The organism is Paracoccus albus, assembly GCF_027913035.1.
GTDB lineage: Bacteria > Pseudomonadota > Alphaproteobacteria > Rhodobacterales > Rhodobacteraceae > Paracoccus > Paracoccus albus.
In genome coordinates this window covers 2,979,687-2,995,545 of the sequence record NZ_CP115775.1, presented here as the reverse complement: position 1 = coordinate 2,995,545, position 15,859 = coordinate 2,979,687, and the positions used below count along the sequence as shown (strand labels likewise).

The 15,859-nt window shown below is 56.7% G+C and carries 18 protein-coding genes; 9 read left to right on the top strand and 9 right to left on the bottom strand.

All coding sequences use genetic code 11. The features are described from left to right. The first annotated feature begins 41 nt into the window (after nt 1–41). Both PAF20_RS15025 and PAF20_RS15020 read left to right on the top strand, forming a co-directional pair. Nucleotides 42–845 carry a response regulator gene (locus tag PAF20_RS15025; RefSeq protein ID WP_271073344.1) on the top strand — a complete coding sequence of 268 codons (804 nt, stop codon included), beginning with the start codon at nt 42–44 and terminating at the stop codon, nt 843–845. Further along, nucleotides 842–1,945 carry a THUMP domain-containing class I SAM-dependent RNA methyltransferase gene (locus PAF20_RS15020; protein ID WP_271073343.1) on the top strand — a complete coding sequence of 368 codons (1,104 nt, stop codon included), beginning with the start codon at nt 842–844 and terminating at the stop codon, nt 1,943–1,945. The genes PAF20_RS15025 and PAF20_RS15020 overlap by 4 nt, the downstream gene beginning before the upstream one ends. Here the strand turns inward: PAF20_RS15020 and PAF20_RS15015 are convergent. From PAF20_RS15015 to PAF20_RS15000, 4 genes are read right to left on the bottom strand one after another with little or no spacing between them, the layout of a single operon-like run. Beyond that, entirely contained in the window at nt 1,942–2,838 is an 897-nt protein-coding gene (locus tag PAF20_RS15015; protein ID WP_271071403.1) for a YihY/virulence factor BrkB family protein, read from the bottom strand. The genes PAF20_RS15020 and PAF20_RS15015 overlap by 4 nt on opposite strands. A gap of 49 nt (nt 2,839–2,887) precedes the next feature. Beyond that, nucleotides 2,888–3,610, bottom strand: coding sequence for a DNA polymerase III subunit epsilon (gene dnaQ, locus PAF20_RS15010; protein ID WP_271071402.1), 723 nt, complete (start codon nt 3,608–3,610; stop codon nt 2,888–2,890). Further along, nucleotides 3,603–4,202 (bottom strand): dephospho-CoA kinase, encoded by a 600-nt coding sequence (gene coaE / locus PAF20_RS15005; RefSeq protein ID WP_271071401.1) that lies wholly within the window; start codon nt 4,200–4,202, stop codon nt 3,603–3,605. Before coaE ends, dnaQ begins: the two co-directional genes overlap by 8 nt. After that, complete coding sequence (locus PAF20_RS15000; RefSeq protein WP_271071400.1) at nt 4,199–5,059, bottom strand: shikimate dehydrogenase; 861 nt, start codon at nt 5,057–5,059, stop codon at nt 4,199–4,201. The genes coaE and PAF20_RS15000 overlap by 4 nt, the downstream gene beginning before the upstream one ends. Before the next feature lie 373 nt (nt 5,060–5,432). Here PAF20_RS15000 and PAF20_RS14995 point away from each other — a divergent pair, with 373 nt between their 5' ends. From PAF20_RS14995 to PAF20_RS14965, 7 genes are all read left to right on the top strand, one after another. Beyond that, the gene (locus tag PAF20_RS14995) at nt 5,433–5,879 is read left to right on the top strand and encodes a CopD family protein (protein WP_271071399.1); all 447 of its coding nucleotides are present in this window, start codon (nt 5,433–5,435) and stop codon (nt 5,877–5,879) included. A gap of 144 nt (nt 5,880–6,023) precedes the next feature. Beyond that, nucleotides 6,024–7,295 (top strand): transcription termination factor Rho, encoded by a 1,272-nt coding sequence (rho, locus tag PAF20_RS14990; protein WP_271071398.1) that lies wholly within the window; start codon nt 6,024–6,026, stop codon nt 7,293–7,295. A gap of 6 nt (nt 7,296–7,301) precedes the next feature. Next, nucleotides 7,302–8,561 carry a tRNA uridine-5-carboxymethylaminomethyl(34) synthesis GTPase MnmE gene (gene mnmE / locus PAF20_RS14985; protein WP_271071397.1) on the top strand — a complete coding sequence of 420 codons (1,260 nt, stop codon included), beginning with the start codon at nt 7,302–7,304 and terminating at the stop codon, nt 8,559–8,561. Between the two features lie 12 nt (nt 8,562–8,573). Further along, nucleotides 8,574–10,415 (top strand): tRNA uridine-5-carboxymethylaminomethyl(34) synthesis enzyme MnmG, encoded by a 1,842-nt coding sequence (mnmG, locus tag PAF20_RS14980; RefSeq protein ID WP_271071396.1) that lies wholly within the window; start codon nt 8,574–8,576, stop codon nt 10,413–10,415. Continuing rightward, entirely contained in the window at nt 10,412–11,005 is a 594-nt protein-coding gene (gene rsmG / locus PAF20_RS14975) for a 16S rRNA (guanine(527)-N(7))-methyltransferase RsmG (protein WP_271071395.1), read from the top strand. The genes mnmG and rsmG overlap by 4 nt, the downstream gene beginning before the upstream one ends. Continuing rightward, nucleotides 10,998–11,777 (top strand): ParA family protein, encoded by a 780-nt coding sequence (locus PAF20_RS14970; protein WP_271071393.1) that lies wholly within the window; start codon nt 10,998–11,000, stop codon nt 11,775–11,777. The genes rsmG and PAF20_RS14970 overlap by 8 nt, the downstream gene beginning before the upstream one ends. Then, the gene (locus PAF20_RS14965; protein WP_271071392.1) at nt 11,774–12,643 is read left to right on the top strand and encodes a ParB/RepB/Spo0J family partition protein; all 870 of its coding nucleotides are present in this window, start codon (nt 11,774–11,776) and stop codon (nt 12,641–12,643) included. Before PAF20_RS14970 ends, PAF20_RS14965 begins: the two co-directional genes overlap by 4 nt. Here the strand turns inward: PAF20_RS14965 and PAF20_RS14960 are convergent. The 5 genes from PAF20_RS14960 to rph are packed head-to-tail and all read right to left on the bottom strand — an operon-like array spanning nt 12,640 to nt 15,829. Further along, a complete protein-coding gene (locus PAF20_RS14960; RefSeq protein WP_271071390.1) occupies nt 12,640–12,996 on the bottom strand; it encodes a YbaN family protein in 357 nt (118 codons plus the stop codon). The two genes, PAF20_RS14965 and PAF20_RS14960, sit on opposite strands and share 4 nt — an antisense overlap. After that, nucleotides 12,993–14,144, bottom strand: coding sequence for a radical SAM family heme chaperone HemW (gene hemW, locus PAF20_RS14955; protein ID WP_271073342.1), 1,152 nt, complete (start codon nt 14,142–14,144; stop codon nt 12,993–12,995). Before hemW ends, PAF20_RS14960 begins: the two co-directional genes overlap by 4 nt. Beyond that, a complete protein-coding gene (locus PAF20_RS14950) occupies nt 14,144–14,518 on the bottom strand; it encodes a RidA family protein (protein WP_271073341.1) in 375 nt (124 codons plus the stop codon). Before PAF20_RS14950 ends, hemW begins: the two co-directional genes overlap by 1 nt. Continuing rightward, complete coding sequence (locus PAF20_RS14945; protein WP_271071389.1) at nt 14,511–15,119, bottom strand: non-canonical purine NTP pyrophosphatase; 609 nt, start codon at nt 15,117–15,119, stop codon at nt 14,511–14,513. The genes PAF20_RS14950 and PAF20_RS14945 overlap by 8 nt, the downstream gene beginning before the upstream one ends. Beyond that, nucleotides 15,119–15,829 carry a ribonuclease PH gene (gene rph, locus PAF20_RS14940; protein WP_271071388.1) on the bottom strand — a complete coding sequence of 237 codons (711 nt, stop codon included), beginning with the start codon at nt 15,827–15,829 and terminating at the stop codon, nt 15,119–15,121. Before rph ends, PAF20_RS14945 begins: the two co-directional genes overlap by 1 nt. Nucleotides 15,830–15,859 lie beyond the last annotated feature (30 nt).

Below are 15,859 nucleotides of genomic sequence, written 5' to 3'. Positions count from 1 at the left end.
ATAGACTGGTTCCACCAGGGGCCGCGATGATAGAGGTTTATATGTCTTCTGCCGACCTTGCCAAGTCCATCGGGCAAGAGCTGCCGTTTCTGCGCCGCTATGCACGTGCGCTGACGGGCAGCCAATCCGCTGGCGACAATTATGCTGCCGCCACGCTGGAGGCCATTCTGGCTGACCGCAGCCCGCTTGAGGGCGTTGATGTGCGTGTCGGCCTGTTTCGTGCCTTCCACGCAATCTGGGAATCCAGCGGCCAGCCCGTTGCAGACGCAGACGGCGGTGCCCGTGGTCAACGCGCACAGGTTCACCTGTCCGGTCTGACGCCAAACTCGCGTGAGGCGCTGCTGCTGAACACGATCGAGGGGCTGCGCCCTGATGAAATCGCAAAGGTCATGCAGATCTCGCCCGAAGAGGCGGAAGAGCTGGTGCAGACCGCGATGAATGAAATGGGCAATGCCCTGCGCGGCAAAGTCATGGTGATCGAAGATGAAACGATCATCGCGATGGATCTGAAGGGCATCGTACAGGCGATGGGCCATGAGGTGACAGGCATCGCGCGCACGCATACTGCGGCTGTTCAGCTTGCCAAGGAAAAGCGTCCTGATCTGATTCTTGCCGATATTCAGCTTGCCGATGGTTCTTCCGGTGTCGACGCCGTGAATGAACTGCTGTCGACGCTTGGCGATATGCCTGTGATCTTTATCACGGCGTTCCCCGAACGTCTGCTGACCGGCGACCGGCCCGAACCTGCCTTCCTGATCTCGAAACCATATACCGAAGATCAGGTAAGTTCTGCCGTCAGTCAGGCCATGTTCTTTGCCTCGACCGAAGGGCTGGAGGCCAGCTGAGCGAACTGGGCATCTTTCTGGTGGCGACGCCGGGGCTGGAGCAGCCGCTGGCCGATGAAGCGCGTCAGGCAGGCTTTAGCGACCCGCAGGTCATAGCAGGCGGCGTGGAAACGCGTGGCGGCTGGCCCGAAGTCTGGCGGGCCAATCTTGCCCTTCGCTGTGCGACCCGTGTGCTTGTCCGTATTGGCGAGTTTCGCGCCATGCACCTGGCGCAGCTTGATAAGCGGGCGCGAAAGTTTCCCTGGGCCGATTTTCTGCAAAAGGACATTCCGGTCAGGGTAGAGGCCACGACGCGAAAATCCCGCATCTACCATGCCGGCGCGGCCGCGCAGCGTATCGAACGCGCGATCCGGGAGGAATTGGGCGCGCCGATCAGCAAGGATGCCTTGGTCGTCGTCAAACTGCGGATAGAGGATGATCTGGCCACAATCAGCCTCGATTCATCGGGTGAAAGCCTGCACAAGCGCGGTCACAAGGAAGCCGTCGCCAAAGCACCCATGCGCGAGACGATGGCGGCGGCCTTCCTTCGCGAATGCGGTTACGTCGGCACGGAATCTGTGTTCGATCCAATGTGTGGCTCTGGCACATTCGTTATCGAAGCCGCAGAGATCGCGGCAGGACTGATGCCCGGCAGAAGCAGAAACTTCGCGTTCGAGCAGTTTGCAAGCTATGATCCCGCAGCATTCCGCACGATGGAATCCGCTTCCAAGTTTAAAACACCCTCACAACGTTTCTACGGTGCCGACCGCGATGCAGGTGCCGTCAGAATGAGCGTGGCAAACGCCGATCGCGCGGGGGTCGGCGACTGGTGCAGCTTTGCACAAGGGCAGATCGCAGATGCCGCCCCTCCTGACGGGCCGGCCGGGCTGGTTATCATCAACCCGCCATACGGCGCTCGCATCGGCAATAAAGGTCCACTATTCGGTCTTCATGCCGCGATGGGCGAGGTTTTGCGCAGCCGGTTCAGGGGTTGGCGAGTGGGGATCGTGACGTCAGAACCCGCTTTGGCCCGCGCGACCGGGCTGCCGTTCAAAGAACCGGGGCCATTCGTGGCGCATGGCGGGCTGAAGGTCAGGCTGTACCAGACCGGCCCACTTTAATCCTGCGCTGCCGCCTCTTCCCGCAGTGACCGCCGCGCTTCTCTCGCTGCTGCAACGCGGCGGCGGCGGCGAAGCTCTACATTGAATACCGCGCCGAGCATGACGGAGAATGCAGCCAGATAGAACCACATCAGCAAAGCGACCACAGCACCGATAGAGCCGTAGATCCGGTTGTAGCTGTTAAAACTGCCGAGATAGGCCGAAAAGGCCAGTGAGGCGAGACCCCAGGCAATCGTCGCGACAACCGAGCCCCATGTAAAAATCGCTGTTCGCGGCGTGCGGACATTTGGGCCGTAACGATACAGAATCCCGATGCCTATCATCACGATCAGCAGCATTCCGGCCCAAGGCAGCGCGGTTATCAGCCACGCCCGGAACGGCCCAAGCGCAAACATGTTCAGCACGATCGGCACGACAACGATCGTCACAAGCCCCATGAAAACCACACCGACAATCGCCAGCGTCAGGATGTAGGCGAGCACAAAGCCGAAAACCGTCGAATGCGCCCGAACGCCGTAAGCGGCGTTTAATCCGCGAACCAAGGCATTCACGCCTGCGCGGGCCGCCACGGTCGCAATCATAAACGATAAGAAAGTCGTCCATCCAAGCTTCGTTCGCCCGCCAGATACCAGCGAATCCACCTGAACCTGCAGGATCGCCATCGCTTCCGGCGGGACAAATTCCTCGGCAACATGAACATAGTCCTGAATGACAGTCGGATCGTACCAGACGCCCCAGAAGGCGATGATCGCGGCAAGTCCCGGAAACACAGCGAACATCGCGTAAAATGCAACGCCGGCTGCGATAAGACCCATATGAATCTTATCCATCCGTTCGCCAAGTGCGAGAATGAATTGCCAGATATCGCGAAGTGGCGCAATCAAGTCGCCCATGATGACTGCCCGCTGTTTTTCCGCAGTGTCAGCCTTTGCAGGGCGAAGTTCAACCGTCCGTGATGCTCATGTAGCGTGACCATACGGCACTATCGCCCATTTTCGCGACGAATTCTTTATGCGCAGCCTTTTCAGCGTCGCTTAATCTGCCCGGCAAGGGCGAAGGTCGTTGCCGGGCCGTGGCCTTTTCCTGGTTTTCACCTTCTGCCGCCCCGGCCTGTTTGATCGGCTGGGGGGCCGCCAGCACCAGATCGGGCTGCCTGCCGCCGATCAGTTCCAGATAAACCTCAGCCAGAATTTCACTGTCGAGAAGCGCGCCATGCAGGGTTCGGGCAGAGTTGTCGATGCCATATCTGCGGCACAACGCGTCCAGCGAGTTCTGAGCGCCGGGAAACTTTTCCTTGGCCAGTGCCAGCGTATCCAACGCTCGCGACCATGGCAGTGTGGCGCGCCCGCATCGCTTGAGTTCCGCATTCATGAACTTCATGTCGAAACTGGCATTATGAATCACCAGTTTCGCGTCCGGGCCGATAAAGTCCAGAAATTCGTCGATAACTTGTGAAAAAAGGGGTTTGTCTTGCAGGAATGCGGTTGTCAGCCCGTGAATGGCGACCGCTTCATCGGGGACGTCGCGCTCCGGGTTGATGTATTTGTGGTAGGTCCGGCCCGTGGGAAGGTGGTTGAACAATTCAACTGCGCCGATCTCCAGCAGGCGATCACCCGATGAAGGATCAAGGCCCGTCGTTTCGGTATCCATCACGATTTCACGCATTCTGACCCTCAAGTATCTCGCTGCAAATTGCGTCGACCGCGCGCCGGGCGGACTCCAATGTATCGCTGGGGATGACCCAATCTGCACGCACCCTTTTTTCGGCGTCCGGCATTTGTCGTGACAGGATCATCTCAAACGTCTCTGCCGTCATGCCGGGCCGTGCCAACACGCGCGCCTTCTGCGTCTTGGCATCGGTTGAGACAACCGCGACGCCGTCAAGCTGCTTCTCTGCCCCTGTCTCAAACAGCAGCGGAATATCAAGCACAGCTATCCTTGCTCCGTCATTCTCAGCACGGGCGATGAACGCCTTGCGATCCGCGGCAACAAGGGGATGCACGATCGTTTCCAACCGGCTGAATCCATCTGGATCAGCCGCCAATGCGGCTTTCAGCGCTGCACGATCTATTGCGCCGTCATTCAGGGCAGCGGGAAATGCTTCGGACACCCGTTGCACAGCCGCGCCACCTTTTGAATAAAGTCGATGGACGGCTTCATCTGCATCCCAAAGCGGGTGACCTCTTTCCACAAACATCTTGCCGGTCGTGGATTTTCCCATACCGATGGATCCGGTCAGGCCCAGACGAAATATCACAAGACCGCCTGGCGCAATGCGTCGTCAACCTCTGGCCGTTGACCGAACCACCGCTCAAACCCCGGCGCGGCCTGATGCAGTAGCATACCCAAACCGTCCACAACCGTGCAGCCTCGTGTCTGCGCCTCTGTCAGAAAATCTGTCATCAGCGGGGTGTAAACGAGGTCCGTTACCAGAGCACTGCTTTGAAGCGCGTCAAATGGAACGCGCAGGGGTGGCTTTCCTGTCATGCCCATCGAGGTCGCATTGACGACGGTATGCGCGCCGTCCAGCATATTACCGATTTGAGCCCAGTCATAGACAACGACTTTGGCGCCGAACTCTGCCTTTATCTGCTCCGCCCGGATCTTCGTGCGGTTGGTAATCCGCAGCTCTGGCGCGCCGCTTTCAAGAAGCGAGGCCACAACCGCGCGGGCCGCACCGCCCGCACCGATAACCGCCGCCGCACCCCGCGCCGCAGACCAGTCCGGGGCGTGTTGCTTCAAATTGGCGATGAAGCCGAAGCCATCGGTATTGTCGGCGTGTATCTTGCCGTCCTCATGGAAAATCAGCGTATTGGCCGCGCCGATCAGCGCCGCGCGATCCGTAATGATGTCAGCGATCTGAAGAGCTGTCTCTTTATGCGGAATCGTAAGGTTGGCACCGACAAAGCCCATCTTTGGCAGCATTCGAAGCACATCGCTCAGATGCTCTGGCCGTACGGGTATCGGAATATAGTCGCCGGGCAGATCATAGCGGTCCAACCAGTGCCGGTGCAAACGGGGAGAGCGTGAATGCGCAATCGGCCAGCCAATGACCCCGGCCAGTGGGGCATGCTGAACGTTTTGTTCACTATGGCTCGATATGCTGGCTGTCATAAACTCTTGGATACCCCCTGTTAGGAACTGTTGAAAGGGAAAACCATAGCGCCCGGTGTTGCTAACCTTCGGGATCAGTCTGTGGACAATTCTGTGAGTCCGCAAGCGCCCGCGACTGCCAGTGTAAATCCCTCGCGAACCTTTCAAGAACGACGCTGAATTATCCACAATGGTATGACGCAGCCGCGTGTATCCCCAGCTTGTGGATTGTCGATATGGTTCATTTTAATAAATTGTTTTTATTATATTTTTCAAAATTCTAAACTGTTTCGCTTGTGGATATTGCAAGGAAATTCGGGTAATCCTGTCGCCCACAGGTCCTACAAATACATCATCTTTCTTCTTTCTTTCTTTATGATTAAAGGAAGAGAGCATGGGCAGTCTTCTCAGTTCTATCTACCCCTGGATCAAGGCCATACATATCATGGCCGTCGTCTCGTGGATGGCCGGTCTTTTTTATCTGCCCAGGCTGTTCGTCTATCATGCCGAGAGAGGCCTAGCGGGCGGTGAACCTGCTGCTTCATTCGTAATCATGGAAGACAAGCTACTGCGGCTGATCATGAACCCTGCAATGATTGCCAGTTGGCTGTTTGGTGTCTTGCTCGTTCTGACACCGGGTATCGTGGACTGGTCCATGATCTGGCCCTGGACCAAGAGTGCATCTGTCCTTGCGATGACTGGGTTTCATATGTGGCTTGCGCGTCAGAGGCGACAATTGAAGCTTGGTCACGCGCTTTCCGGGCGAACCTATCGTATGATGAACGAATTGCCGACGCTCTTGATGGTCATCATTGTGCTGTCCGTGGTCTTGAAGTTCTGAAACGCGGTCGCCAATTGCTGGCAAAGATTGACTCGAATCGTGTCCTCGGCTAAGCGGCGCGCAACGATCCGGCCGTCCGGTGCGGATATTTTCCAAATGAAATGAAATATGCCTCGAAAATTCGGGGCGCTATGCGGTGATGCAATGAGCGATGAACGTCTGAATCTGTCCGATCTGAAAGCGAAAAGCCCCAAGGACCTTCTGTCGATGGCCGAAGAATGGGAGATCGAGAACGCTTCGACTATGCGCAAGGGCGAGATGATGTTCTCGATCCTGAAAGAGCATGCCGAGGATGGTTACGATATCGGCGGTGATGGCGTCCTTGAAGTCGTTCAGGATGGGTTCGGTTTCCTGCGCTCGACCGAGGCGAACTATCTGCCGGGTCCAGACGATATCTATGTCAGCCCCGATATGATCCGCCAGCACGCCCTGCGGACCGGCGACACGGTCGAAGGTGTGATCCGCGCGCCCGGCGATAATGAGCGCTACTTTGCGCTTACCAAAGTTGAAAAGATCAATTTCGAAGAGCCCGAGACCGCCCGCCACAAGGTGGCATTTGACAACCTGACGCCGCTATACCCGAATGAGCGGCTTCAGATGGAAATCGACGATCCGACGATCAAGGACCGCTCGGCGCGTATTATCGATCTGGTTGCGCCGATCGGTAAGGGTCAGCGTTCACTGATTGTGGCGCCGCCGCGCACGGGTAAAACGGTTCTGCTGCAGAATATCGCGCATTCGATCGAACGCAATCACCCGGAATGCTATTTGATCGTGTTGCTGATCGACGAGCGTCCGGAAGAAGTTACGGATATGCAGCGCTCTGTTCGGGGCGAAGTTGTGAGCTCGACCTTTGACGAACCAGCGACACGCCACGTCGCTGTTTCGGAAATGGTGATCGAGAAAGCCAAGCGTCTGGTTGAGCATAAACGAGATGTTGTGATCCTTTTGGATTCTATCACCAGACTTGGTAGAGCGTTCAATACTGTGGTGCCGTCCTCAGGTAAGGTGCTTACCGGTGGTGTTGATGCCAATGCGTTGCAGCGACCGAAGCGCTTCTTTGGTGCTGCACGTAATATCGAAGAGGGCGGTTCGCTGACTATCATTGCGACCGCGCTGATTGATACTGGTTCGCGGATGGATGAGGTCATCTTTGAAGAATTTAAAGGCACCGGTAACAGCGAGATCGTCCTTGACCGTAAGGTTGCCGACAAGCGTGTCTTCCCCGCTATGGATATTTTGAAATCCGGTACGCGGAAAGAAGAACTCCTGGTCGATGCGAAAGATCTGCAGAAGACATATCTGTTGCGTCGCATCCTTAACCCGATGGGCACGACCGATGCTGTCGAGTTCCTGATCTCAAAACTGAAGCAGACCAAGAATAACGCTGATTTCTTCGAGTCTATGAACGCGTGATGAACCTTGGACACGATTTTTGCAGAAGCGACACCACCAGGGCGTGGCGGTGTGTCGATTATCCGGTTGAGCGGCCCGGACGCGCGACGCGTGACCGAAGATATCTGCGGCCGACTGCCTGAATCGCGCTATTGTTACCTCCGCTCGGTTCGTGACGGGGATGAGTTGATCGACAGCGCCTTGGTGGTGAGGTTCGATGAGGGTGCCAGTTTCACAGGCGAGGAAAGCTGCGAGATCCAGCTTCATGGGGCGCCGGTTGTCGTAAAGCGGCTGGAGTCCGCCTTGGAAAGTCGCGGTTTGCGGAAGGCGAAACCGGGTGAATTTACGCTACGTAGTTTTATTTCCGGGAGAATGGATCTTGTTGAAGTAGAAGGACTTTCGGACCTTCTGTCAGCGGAAACCGAAGCTCAGCGTAAGTTGGCTGTCGAAGTAAACAGCGGTGCGTTCGGTAGGCTCGTCGATGGGTGGCGTGAGACTTTGATCGAGGCAGGGGCGCAGATCACCGCTTCGATTGACTTTGCGGATGAAGAAATTCCGGATGATGTGATTTCGGGCCTTGATGTGCTTATCGCCGGTGTACGTGACTCTATTGCCGATCAGGTTTCGGCATTTCCTGCGAATGAGCGATTGCGAAACGGTTTTGAGGTTGCTCTTGTAGGGGCGCCGAATGCCGGCAAGTCATCTCTTTTAAACGCTATTGCGCGGCGCGATATCGCGATCGTGACCGATCAACCGGGCACCACTCGTGACGTGGTCGAGTTTCGCGCCGACTTGAATGGTTTGCCGGTCACTTTTCTGGATACAGCGGGCCTGCACGATACCGATGATATGGTCGAAACGATTGGAATTGAACGCACAAGATTGCGCGCGCAGGGAGCAGATTTGCGCATTTTTGTTGGTCCCGTGCCGATTGAGGTAGCTGACCTTCGCTGCGCTGATGATATTCTGGTCGAGACGAAGGGGGATATAACAGGCCTGCCCGGCGCGGTGTCAAGTGTTACTGGTACCGGTATTGAAGAGCTTCTCGATGCGGTCTACGAATCGCTTCGCACACGACTTTCAGAGACCGGGCTTGCGAGTCATGCGCGACAAGCTGATGCTATGGCTGTCGCAGTTGACGCTTTGCAAGATACATTTGGCCTACCCCCAGAGATAGCGATGGATTCGATCAGGATAGCGACACGGGAGCTTGAAAGATTGGTTGGCAGAATCGACGTGGAAGACTATCTTGGGGCAGTGTTCAGCAAATTTTGCGTTGGTAAGTAGGGAGTGTTTCACGTGAAACATTTCGATGTAATAGTTGTTGGTGGTGGCCATGCGGGTGTCGAGGCGGCCGCCGCGGTGTCGCGGATGGGCAAAAAGGTCGCGTTGGTGACGATGACCGAGCGCGATATTGGCACTATGTCATGCAATCCGGCGATTGGTGGGCTTGGCAAAGGACATCTTGTTCGGGAAATAGATGCGCTAGATGGCCTGATGGGTAAGCTGGCTGACGCCGCTGGCATTCAATATAGGCTTCTTAACCGGCGGAAGGGTCCGGCAGTGCAAGGACCGCGCACGCAGGCCGACCGGTACGCCTATCGAAGGGCTGCCAATGCAGCGATAAAGGCTCTGCCTGGCGTTTCTATCATATTCGGCGAGGTATTGGGGCTGAATGTGGATGGCGGGGTTATCCGGGGTGTTCGGCTTTCAGATGGTCATTTGGCTGCACCCAAGGTTGTTTTGACGACGGGTACGTTCTTGAACGGCCTTATCCATATAGGGGAAGAGAAACGGCATGCTGGCCGCTGGGGTGACACATCGTCGAATATGCTCGCCGATCAAATTCGGGATCTTGGTGTTTCTTTTGGCCGATTGAAAACTGGTACGCCACCACGTATTGATGGCAAAACTATTGACTGGCAAGAAGTCGGAACCCAGCCAGGCGACAGCGACCCTGAAATGCTATCTTTTATGAGTAAGGGTCCTGTATTAAGGCAGGTTGAGTGCGGCGTAACACACACCAACAGCCGCACCCACGATATTATTCGGGATAATTTACACCGTTCGGCGATGTATGGTGGGCGCATCGAAGGTGTCGGACCGCGCTATTGTCCATCAATAGAAGACAAGATTCATCGCTTCTCCGACAAGGACTCACATCAAATCTTCCTGGAGCCCGAAGGACTGGAAACTGATGTTATTTACCCGAATGGCATCTCAACGTCGTTGCCGGTCGTGGTTCAGGAGGAATATGTTCATTCAATCGTCGGTCTCCAATCGGCAAAAATACTGCAACCAGGCTATGCTGTTGAATATGACTACGTCGATCCTCGCGCTCTGAATGACTGCCTGGAATTAAGAGATTTTAAGGGTTTGTTCCTTGCCGGCCAGATCAATGGGACGACAGGGTACGAGGAGGCCGCCGCCCAAGGGCTTCTGGCTGGGCTGAACGCCGCTTCGGAGGAGCCGGTGAACCTCAGCCGTACCGAATCATACATTGGCGTAATGGTAGACGATCTGACGACTAGGGGCGCGACCGAGCCGTATCGAATGTTTACCTCTCGGGCGGAGTTCCGTCTGACGTTGCGGGCAGACAACGCTGATCAGCGACTTACGGCTAGGGGCATCGCGCTTGGATGCGTGGGGGAAGAACGGGAAAGGGTATTTGAAGAGAAAATGAGCCGCATAAGCGGAGCGAAGCACGCACTTACCTCAGTTGATTTCACAGCGAAGCAGCTTTCCGAATCCGGTGTCAACGCAGGCAAAGACGGTCGGCGACGTACGCCTTTTGAGCTACTTGCGATGACGGATGTTTCTTTTTCCGACATCAGGCGGCTTTGGCCGGGTATGCCGATTCTGGACGAGGCTACGGAACGCCAAATAAAGACGGATGCGCTGTACAGCCAATATGAAGCGCGGCAACGCCGCGAGGCAGAATCTCTTCGGCGAGAGGAAGCACTGGGCATACCCGCAAATTTGGACTATTCGCAACTATCCGGTCTGTCTAATGAACTTCAGGGCAAATTGTCGTCGATCAGACCTCAATCTATTGCCTCAGCAGCGCGCATTGAAGGGATGACGCCAGCGGCTCTCGCGCTTCTTATCGCGACAACTCAGAAGGTCGGTCGTGCAAGATGAATGTTTCACGTGAAACAACTGAGCTTTTCCAAGTTTACGCAGACCTAATCCGAAAGTGGAATCCGACAATTAACCTTGTAGCGCCAGCGACAATATCGGACCTATACAATCGGCATATAGCTGATTCAGCGCAGATTTTTCAGCTGTCTCGCCCCAAAATGGGAACTTGGCTTGATCTGGGTAGCGGCGGGGGCCTTCCCGGGATCGTTTTAGCGATTCTGGCAAGGAATATCCCATTGGCGATTATTCTGGCGGAGAGCGATAAACGAAAAGCTGCCTTTCTCAGCACCGTGAAGCGTGAACTCGGTCTGAACAAGCTTAGCGTAAAAAACACAAGGATAGAGACACTTGATCCCGGAAAATACGACTTCGTAAGCGCGAGAGCGCTCGCCGCCCTCGATAAATTGATGCCGACACTCCATCGGCAGCTTGCACTGGACGGCGAGGCTTGGCTAATGAAGGGGCGATCTTGGAAGGCCGAAGTTGAGGCCGCGCGGAAGGGGTGGTCGTTCGAACTCGACAGCTTTCAAAGTGCGACCGATCCGGAAGCGGCGGTGCTGAAATTGAGGAATATTGAACCAAATGACTAAGCCCATGGTAATCGCCGTTGCCAACCAAAAAGGTGGCGTGGGCAAAACGACGACTGCTGTTAATCTGGGCGCGGAACTGGCGGCGCGGGGCAGTTCGACCTTGATCATCGACCTTGACCCACAGGGCAACGCGTCCACCGGTGTGGGTTGTTCAATCAAGGGAAGGGAAGCTACGTCTTATGACGTGCTTGCAGGCAGCCAAAGTTTGCAGCGGGTCAGGATCGATACTAGTGTGAAAAACCTGAGGCTCGTCCCGTCTACGCCGGATCTCAGCTCTGGCGATATTGACTTTTCTGACCGGCCGAAGCGGATTGAGCTGCTGAAGGCAGCCATAAATGAGGTTGACGACGAACAGTTTATCCTCATCGATTGTCCGCCGGCCTTGGGATTGCTAACGGTAAATGCCCTCGTGGCCGCAGACTCGGTGCTCGTGCCATTGCAGGCAGAATTTTATGCGCTTGAAGGACTGTCCCAGCTTCTTATGACGGTGCGAGAGGTTCGGCAGGGCGCCAACCCGGCGCTCCGCCTCGATGGCGTGGTGATGACCATGTATGATGGCAGGAACAACCTGTCTCAGCAGGTGGAGGCGGATGCGAGGGCAACGTTGGGTGAGCTGGTTTACAAAACCATCATTCCCCGGAATGTGCGTATTTCAGAGGCTCCCTCGCATGGCTTGCCAGTTACCATGTATGATCCAGGGTCGACGGGCAGTAGGGCCTACAGGGCTTTCGCTACTGAATTTCTGAACAGACAAAAGGAAATGCGTCAATGAGCCAAGGCAAGCGCAGCAGTTTAGGGCGGGGATTGTCGGCACTGATGGCCGACTTGCAGACCGAGGATAATGCGCCGGCCGCTAAAGAGGGAACGCTTACGGTTCCCATCGAACAAGTTACGCCAAACCCGGATCAGCCGCGCCGAGTATTCGATCAATCCGCTCTGGCGGAGCTTGCCGATTCGATCCGGCATCGGGGCGTTATTCAGCCGCTGATTGTCCGGAAGCATCCTGACGATGACCAAATCTATCAGATCGTCGCTGGCGAACGGCGTTGGCGCGCCGCCCAGATGGCGCAGCTGCACGAGTTGCCTGTTCTGGTACGCGGTTTCAGCGACGAAGAGATGCTGGAAGTTGCGATCATCGAGAACATCCAGCGGGCCGATTTGAATGCGATTGATGAGGCTGCCTCTTACAAGCAGCTGATGACACGTTTCGGACACACGCAAGATAAGCTCGCCGAAGCCCTTGGCAAAAGCCGCAGCCACATTGCTAACCTTCTTCGTCTCCTGAACCTGCCGGATCAGGTGCAGGAGTGGGTTCGTGATGAGAAGCTATCGGCCGGTCATGCCCGTGCGCTTGTGACTGCCGAAAACCCGGTTCCGCTGGCCAGGAAGATCATCGACAAAGACTTGTCTGTTCGCGCGGTCGAGGCGCTGATGCGTGAAAAGGACGGTGCGACGGCCAAACCATCCAAGCGGGCCGAGAAAGATGCAGATACGCGCGCATTGGAAGGCGACCTTTCTGCGACTCTGAAAATGAAGGTGCAGATCAAGCAGGCAGGAGAGGGCGGTCAGCTGGTGATCAGCTATCGCGACTTGGAACAGCTGGATAAGCTGTGCCAGGTGCTGTCGGCCGGCGTTTAAGCTTCCGGTCGCGACACGATGAAAATCGCGACGCAGAACAGTATGAGTGATTGAACTGATACAATCAGTATTGGCACGCCGAACCAGAACGCGAGAACCACGCTACCAGCCATAGCCAGTGTCGCGAAGATTTTGGCAGAGCGGCGGATCGCGCCACGCTCTTGCCACTTTCGTATATCCGGGCCGAAGACGGGGTCGGATAATATCCTCTGGCGAAGTCGTTCGGACGATTGGCCGAAGGCCCATAGCGCCACGAGCAGAAAGGGCACGGTCGGAATGATCGGCAGGAACAAACCGATCAGCGCACAACCGACAGCCACCCAGCCGACGGATAACAATATAATGCGTTTCATGCGGCCATCTCACGCAAGATATAGTTCAGAACGGGGCGACCAAGCGTCGTTGCACGAATGCGATCTGCGTCAACCTCTACCAAACCATCTTCGACGAGCCGCGACAGGCGGGGGTGATCCAGCAATCCGCCCTTTGCTTTGAACCGGCGAAGATCCATACCTTCTGACAGGCGCATGGCCATCAGAAGATACTCCGTCGCGACCTCATCATTCGCTTGTCGTTCGGATTCGATGTCCCCACTGCCAAGCGTCTCGACCCGATCCAGCCAGCCACCGGGCGTCATCTCTGCAACCATGGCAAACCTGCTGCCATTCAACCCTAACCGCCCGTGTGCGCCCGGTCCGATACCCGCCCAATCGCCCTGCCGCCAATAGATCAGGTTGTGCTTGGATTCAGCGTTCGTAACGGCGTGGTTTGACACCTCATAGGCAGGCATTCCACGCTCATTAAGGAAGCCTTGCGTCTCCAGATACATATCTGCGGCCAGATCGTCAGTCGGCAAACCCGGTAGCTTTCCCGCCGCGTGACGGGCCCCGAAGACCGTCCCGTCCTCAATCGTCAGCTGGTAGAGCGAAAGATGATCCACGGCCATCGACAGCGCCTCATCCAGTTCTGCGCGCCACGCATCCGCAGACTGGCGTTGCCGTGCATAGATAAGGTCGAAGCTGACGCGAGAGAATACCGACTTTGCCAGATCAAATGCGGCGCGGGCCTCTGCTGTGCTGTGCATACGGCCAAGCCGTCGCAGATCGTCGTCGTTCAGCGCCTGAACACCCAAGGATAGACGGTTGACGCCTGCGTCGGCATAGCCCCTGAACCGGCCAGCCTCGACAGAGCCGGGATTGGCCTCCATCGTGATCTCGATATCGTTGGCGAAGGTCCAGTTCTCACGCGCGGCTTCGATCACACCAGCGACCGTTTTGGGCGCCATCAGTGAAGGCGTGCCACCGCCGAAGAAAATGCTGCTTAGGACGCGGTTGGGGGTAAGGGCGCCAACGCGGGCGATTTCGCTGCGATAGGCGTTCAGCCAGCGTGTCTGGTCGATCGACGTGGCAACATGACTGTTGAAGTCACAATAGGGGCATTTCGATGTGCAAAAGGGCCAATGCACATAAAGGCCGAAGCCGCCATATTGCCAGTCAGCAATCATTCCTTCAGCGCAGTTACTTCGATTTCGATCTTCATTTCGGGCTTGATCATCCCGGCGACCACCATTGTCGCCGCGGGACGAATGTCCCCCAGAAACTCGCCGAGCACAGGAATGGCCGCGTTGACGAGTGCGGCATCGGCGACAGTATATTGCACGCGGACAATGTCAGACATCGCGAAACCGGCCTGCTCCAGAACAGAGGCGATTGTTCTGAAGCAGTTCCGCGCCTGCTCTGCCACGTCATCCGGCATGATCATCGTTGCATAGTCATAGCCTGTGACGCCTGATACGAAACACCACGGGCCTTTCACGACCGCGCGGCTGTAACCCATCGTTTTTTCAAATGGCGAGCCGGTCGAGATCCTATGCAAAGCAGCCATCCAGCATCTTGGCCACAGCGATGGAACGGTGACTGACAGCGTTCTTTTGATCAGGGCTCATCACGCCCAGCGTCATCTCGTGACCATCCGGTTGAAAAATCGGATCATAGCCGTGACCCTGCGCGCCCTGAGGCGGCCAGATGATCTGACCGGGCAGAATGCCTTCGAAGATCTCTTCATGGCCATCCGGCCAGGCAAGCACCAATGTGCAGCGGAACTGGGCTGTCCGGGGGAAGGGGGCGTTCCGCTCCTCCAGCTCTCGCCATGTCCGCTCCATCGCCATGCCGAAATCGCGACCGTTACCGGTTTCGGCCCAATCGGCGGTGTAGACGCCCGGCGCACCGTCCAGCCCGTCCACGCTGATGCCGCTGTCATCAGCCAGGGCGGGCAGGCCGGTGGCCTCTACCGCCGCTTTGGCCTTTATCCGTGCGTTGCCGGCAAAATTATCCTCGGTCTCCACAGGCTCCGACAGGCCCATCTCTGCAGCGCCCACCACTTCAACCTCGTATGGCGCAAGCAGGGCACGCATTTCGTCCAGTTTGCCGGCATTGTGGGTTGCGACCAGCAGGCGTTTGCCGTCGAAGCGCCGCATCAGATTGCGGCCTTTTGCGCGGCGACAAGCTCGGCAATACCGGCCTCTGCCAGATCCAGAAGCTGGCCCATCTGATCGCGGGTGAAGGTCGCGCCTTCAGCCGACATCTGCACCTCGATCAGATTGCCTGCGCCGGTCATGACGAAATTGCCGTCTGTTCCCGCTTCGCTGTCTTCGGGATAGTCCAGATCGACCACGGGTTGACCCGCGTAGATCCCGCACGAAACCGCGGCAACGTGGTCAAGCAGCGGGTCAGAGGTTACCAGACCGGCCTCCAGCAGCTTGTTGGCCGCCAGACGCAGCGCAACCCAGCCGCCGGTGATCGACGCACAGCGGGTTCCGCCATCAGCCTGTATGACATCGCAATCGACGACGATCTGGCGTTCACCCAGGGCGCGGCGATCTACGCCCGCACGCAGCGACCTTCCGATAAGTCGCTGAATTTCCACTGTTCTTCCGCCCTGCTTGCCCGATGCCGCTTCCCGCCGATTGCGGGTGTTGGTTGCACGCGGCAGCATCCCGTATTCTGCCGTCACCCAGCCTTGTCCGCTGCCACGCAGAAAGGGCGGGGCCTTCTCCTCTATCGAGGCGGAACACAACACATGCGTCGCACCAACTTTTATCAGGCAAGAGCCTTCTGCATGTGCCATAACACCGGTCTCGATTGAAATCGGCCGCATTTCGCTTAAATTTCGGCCCGAAGGACGCATGGGATTTCCTTTCCTGTTTCGGCGTCCAGA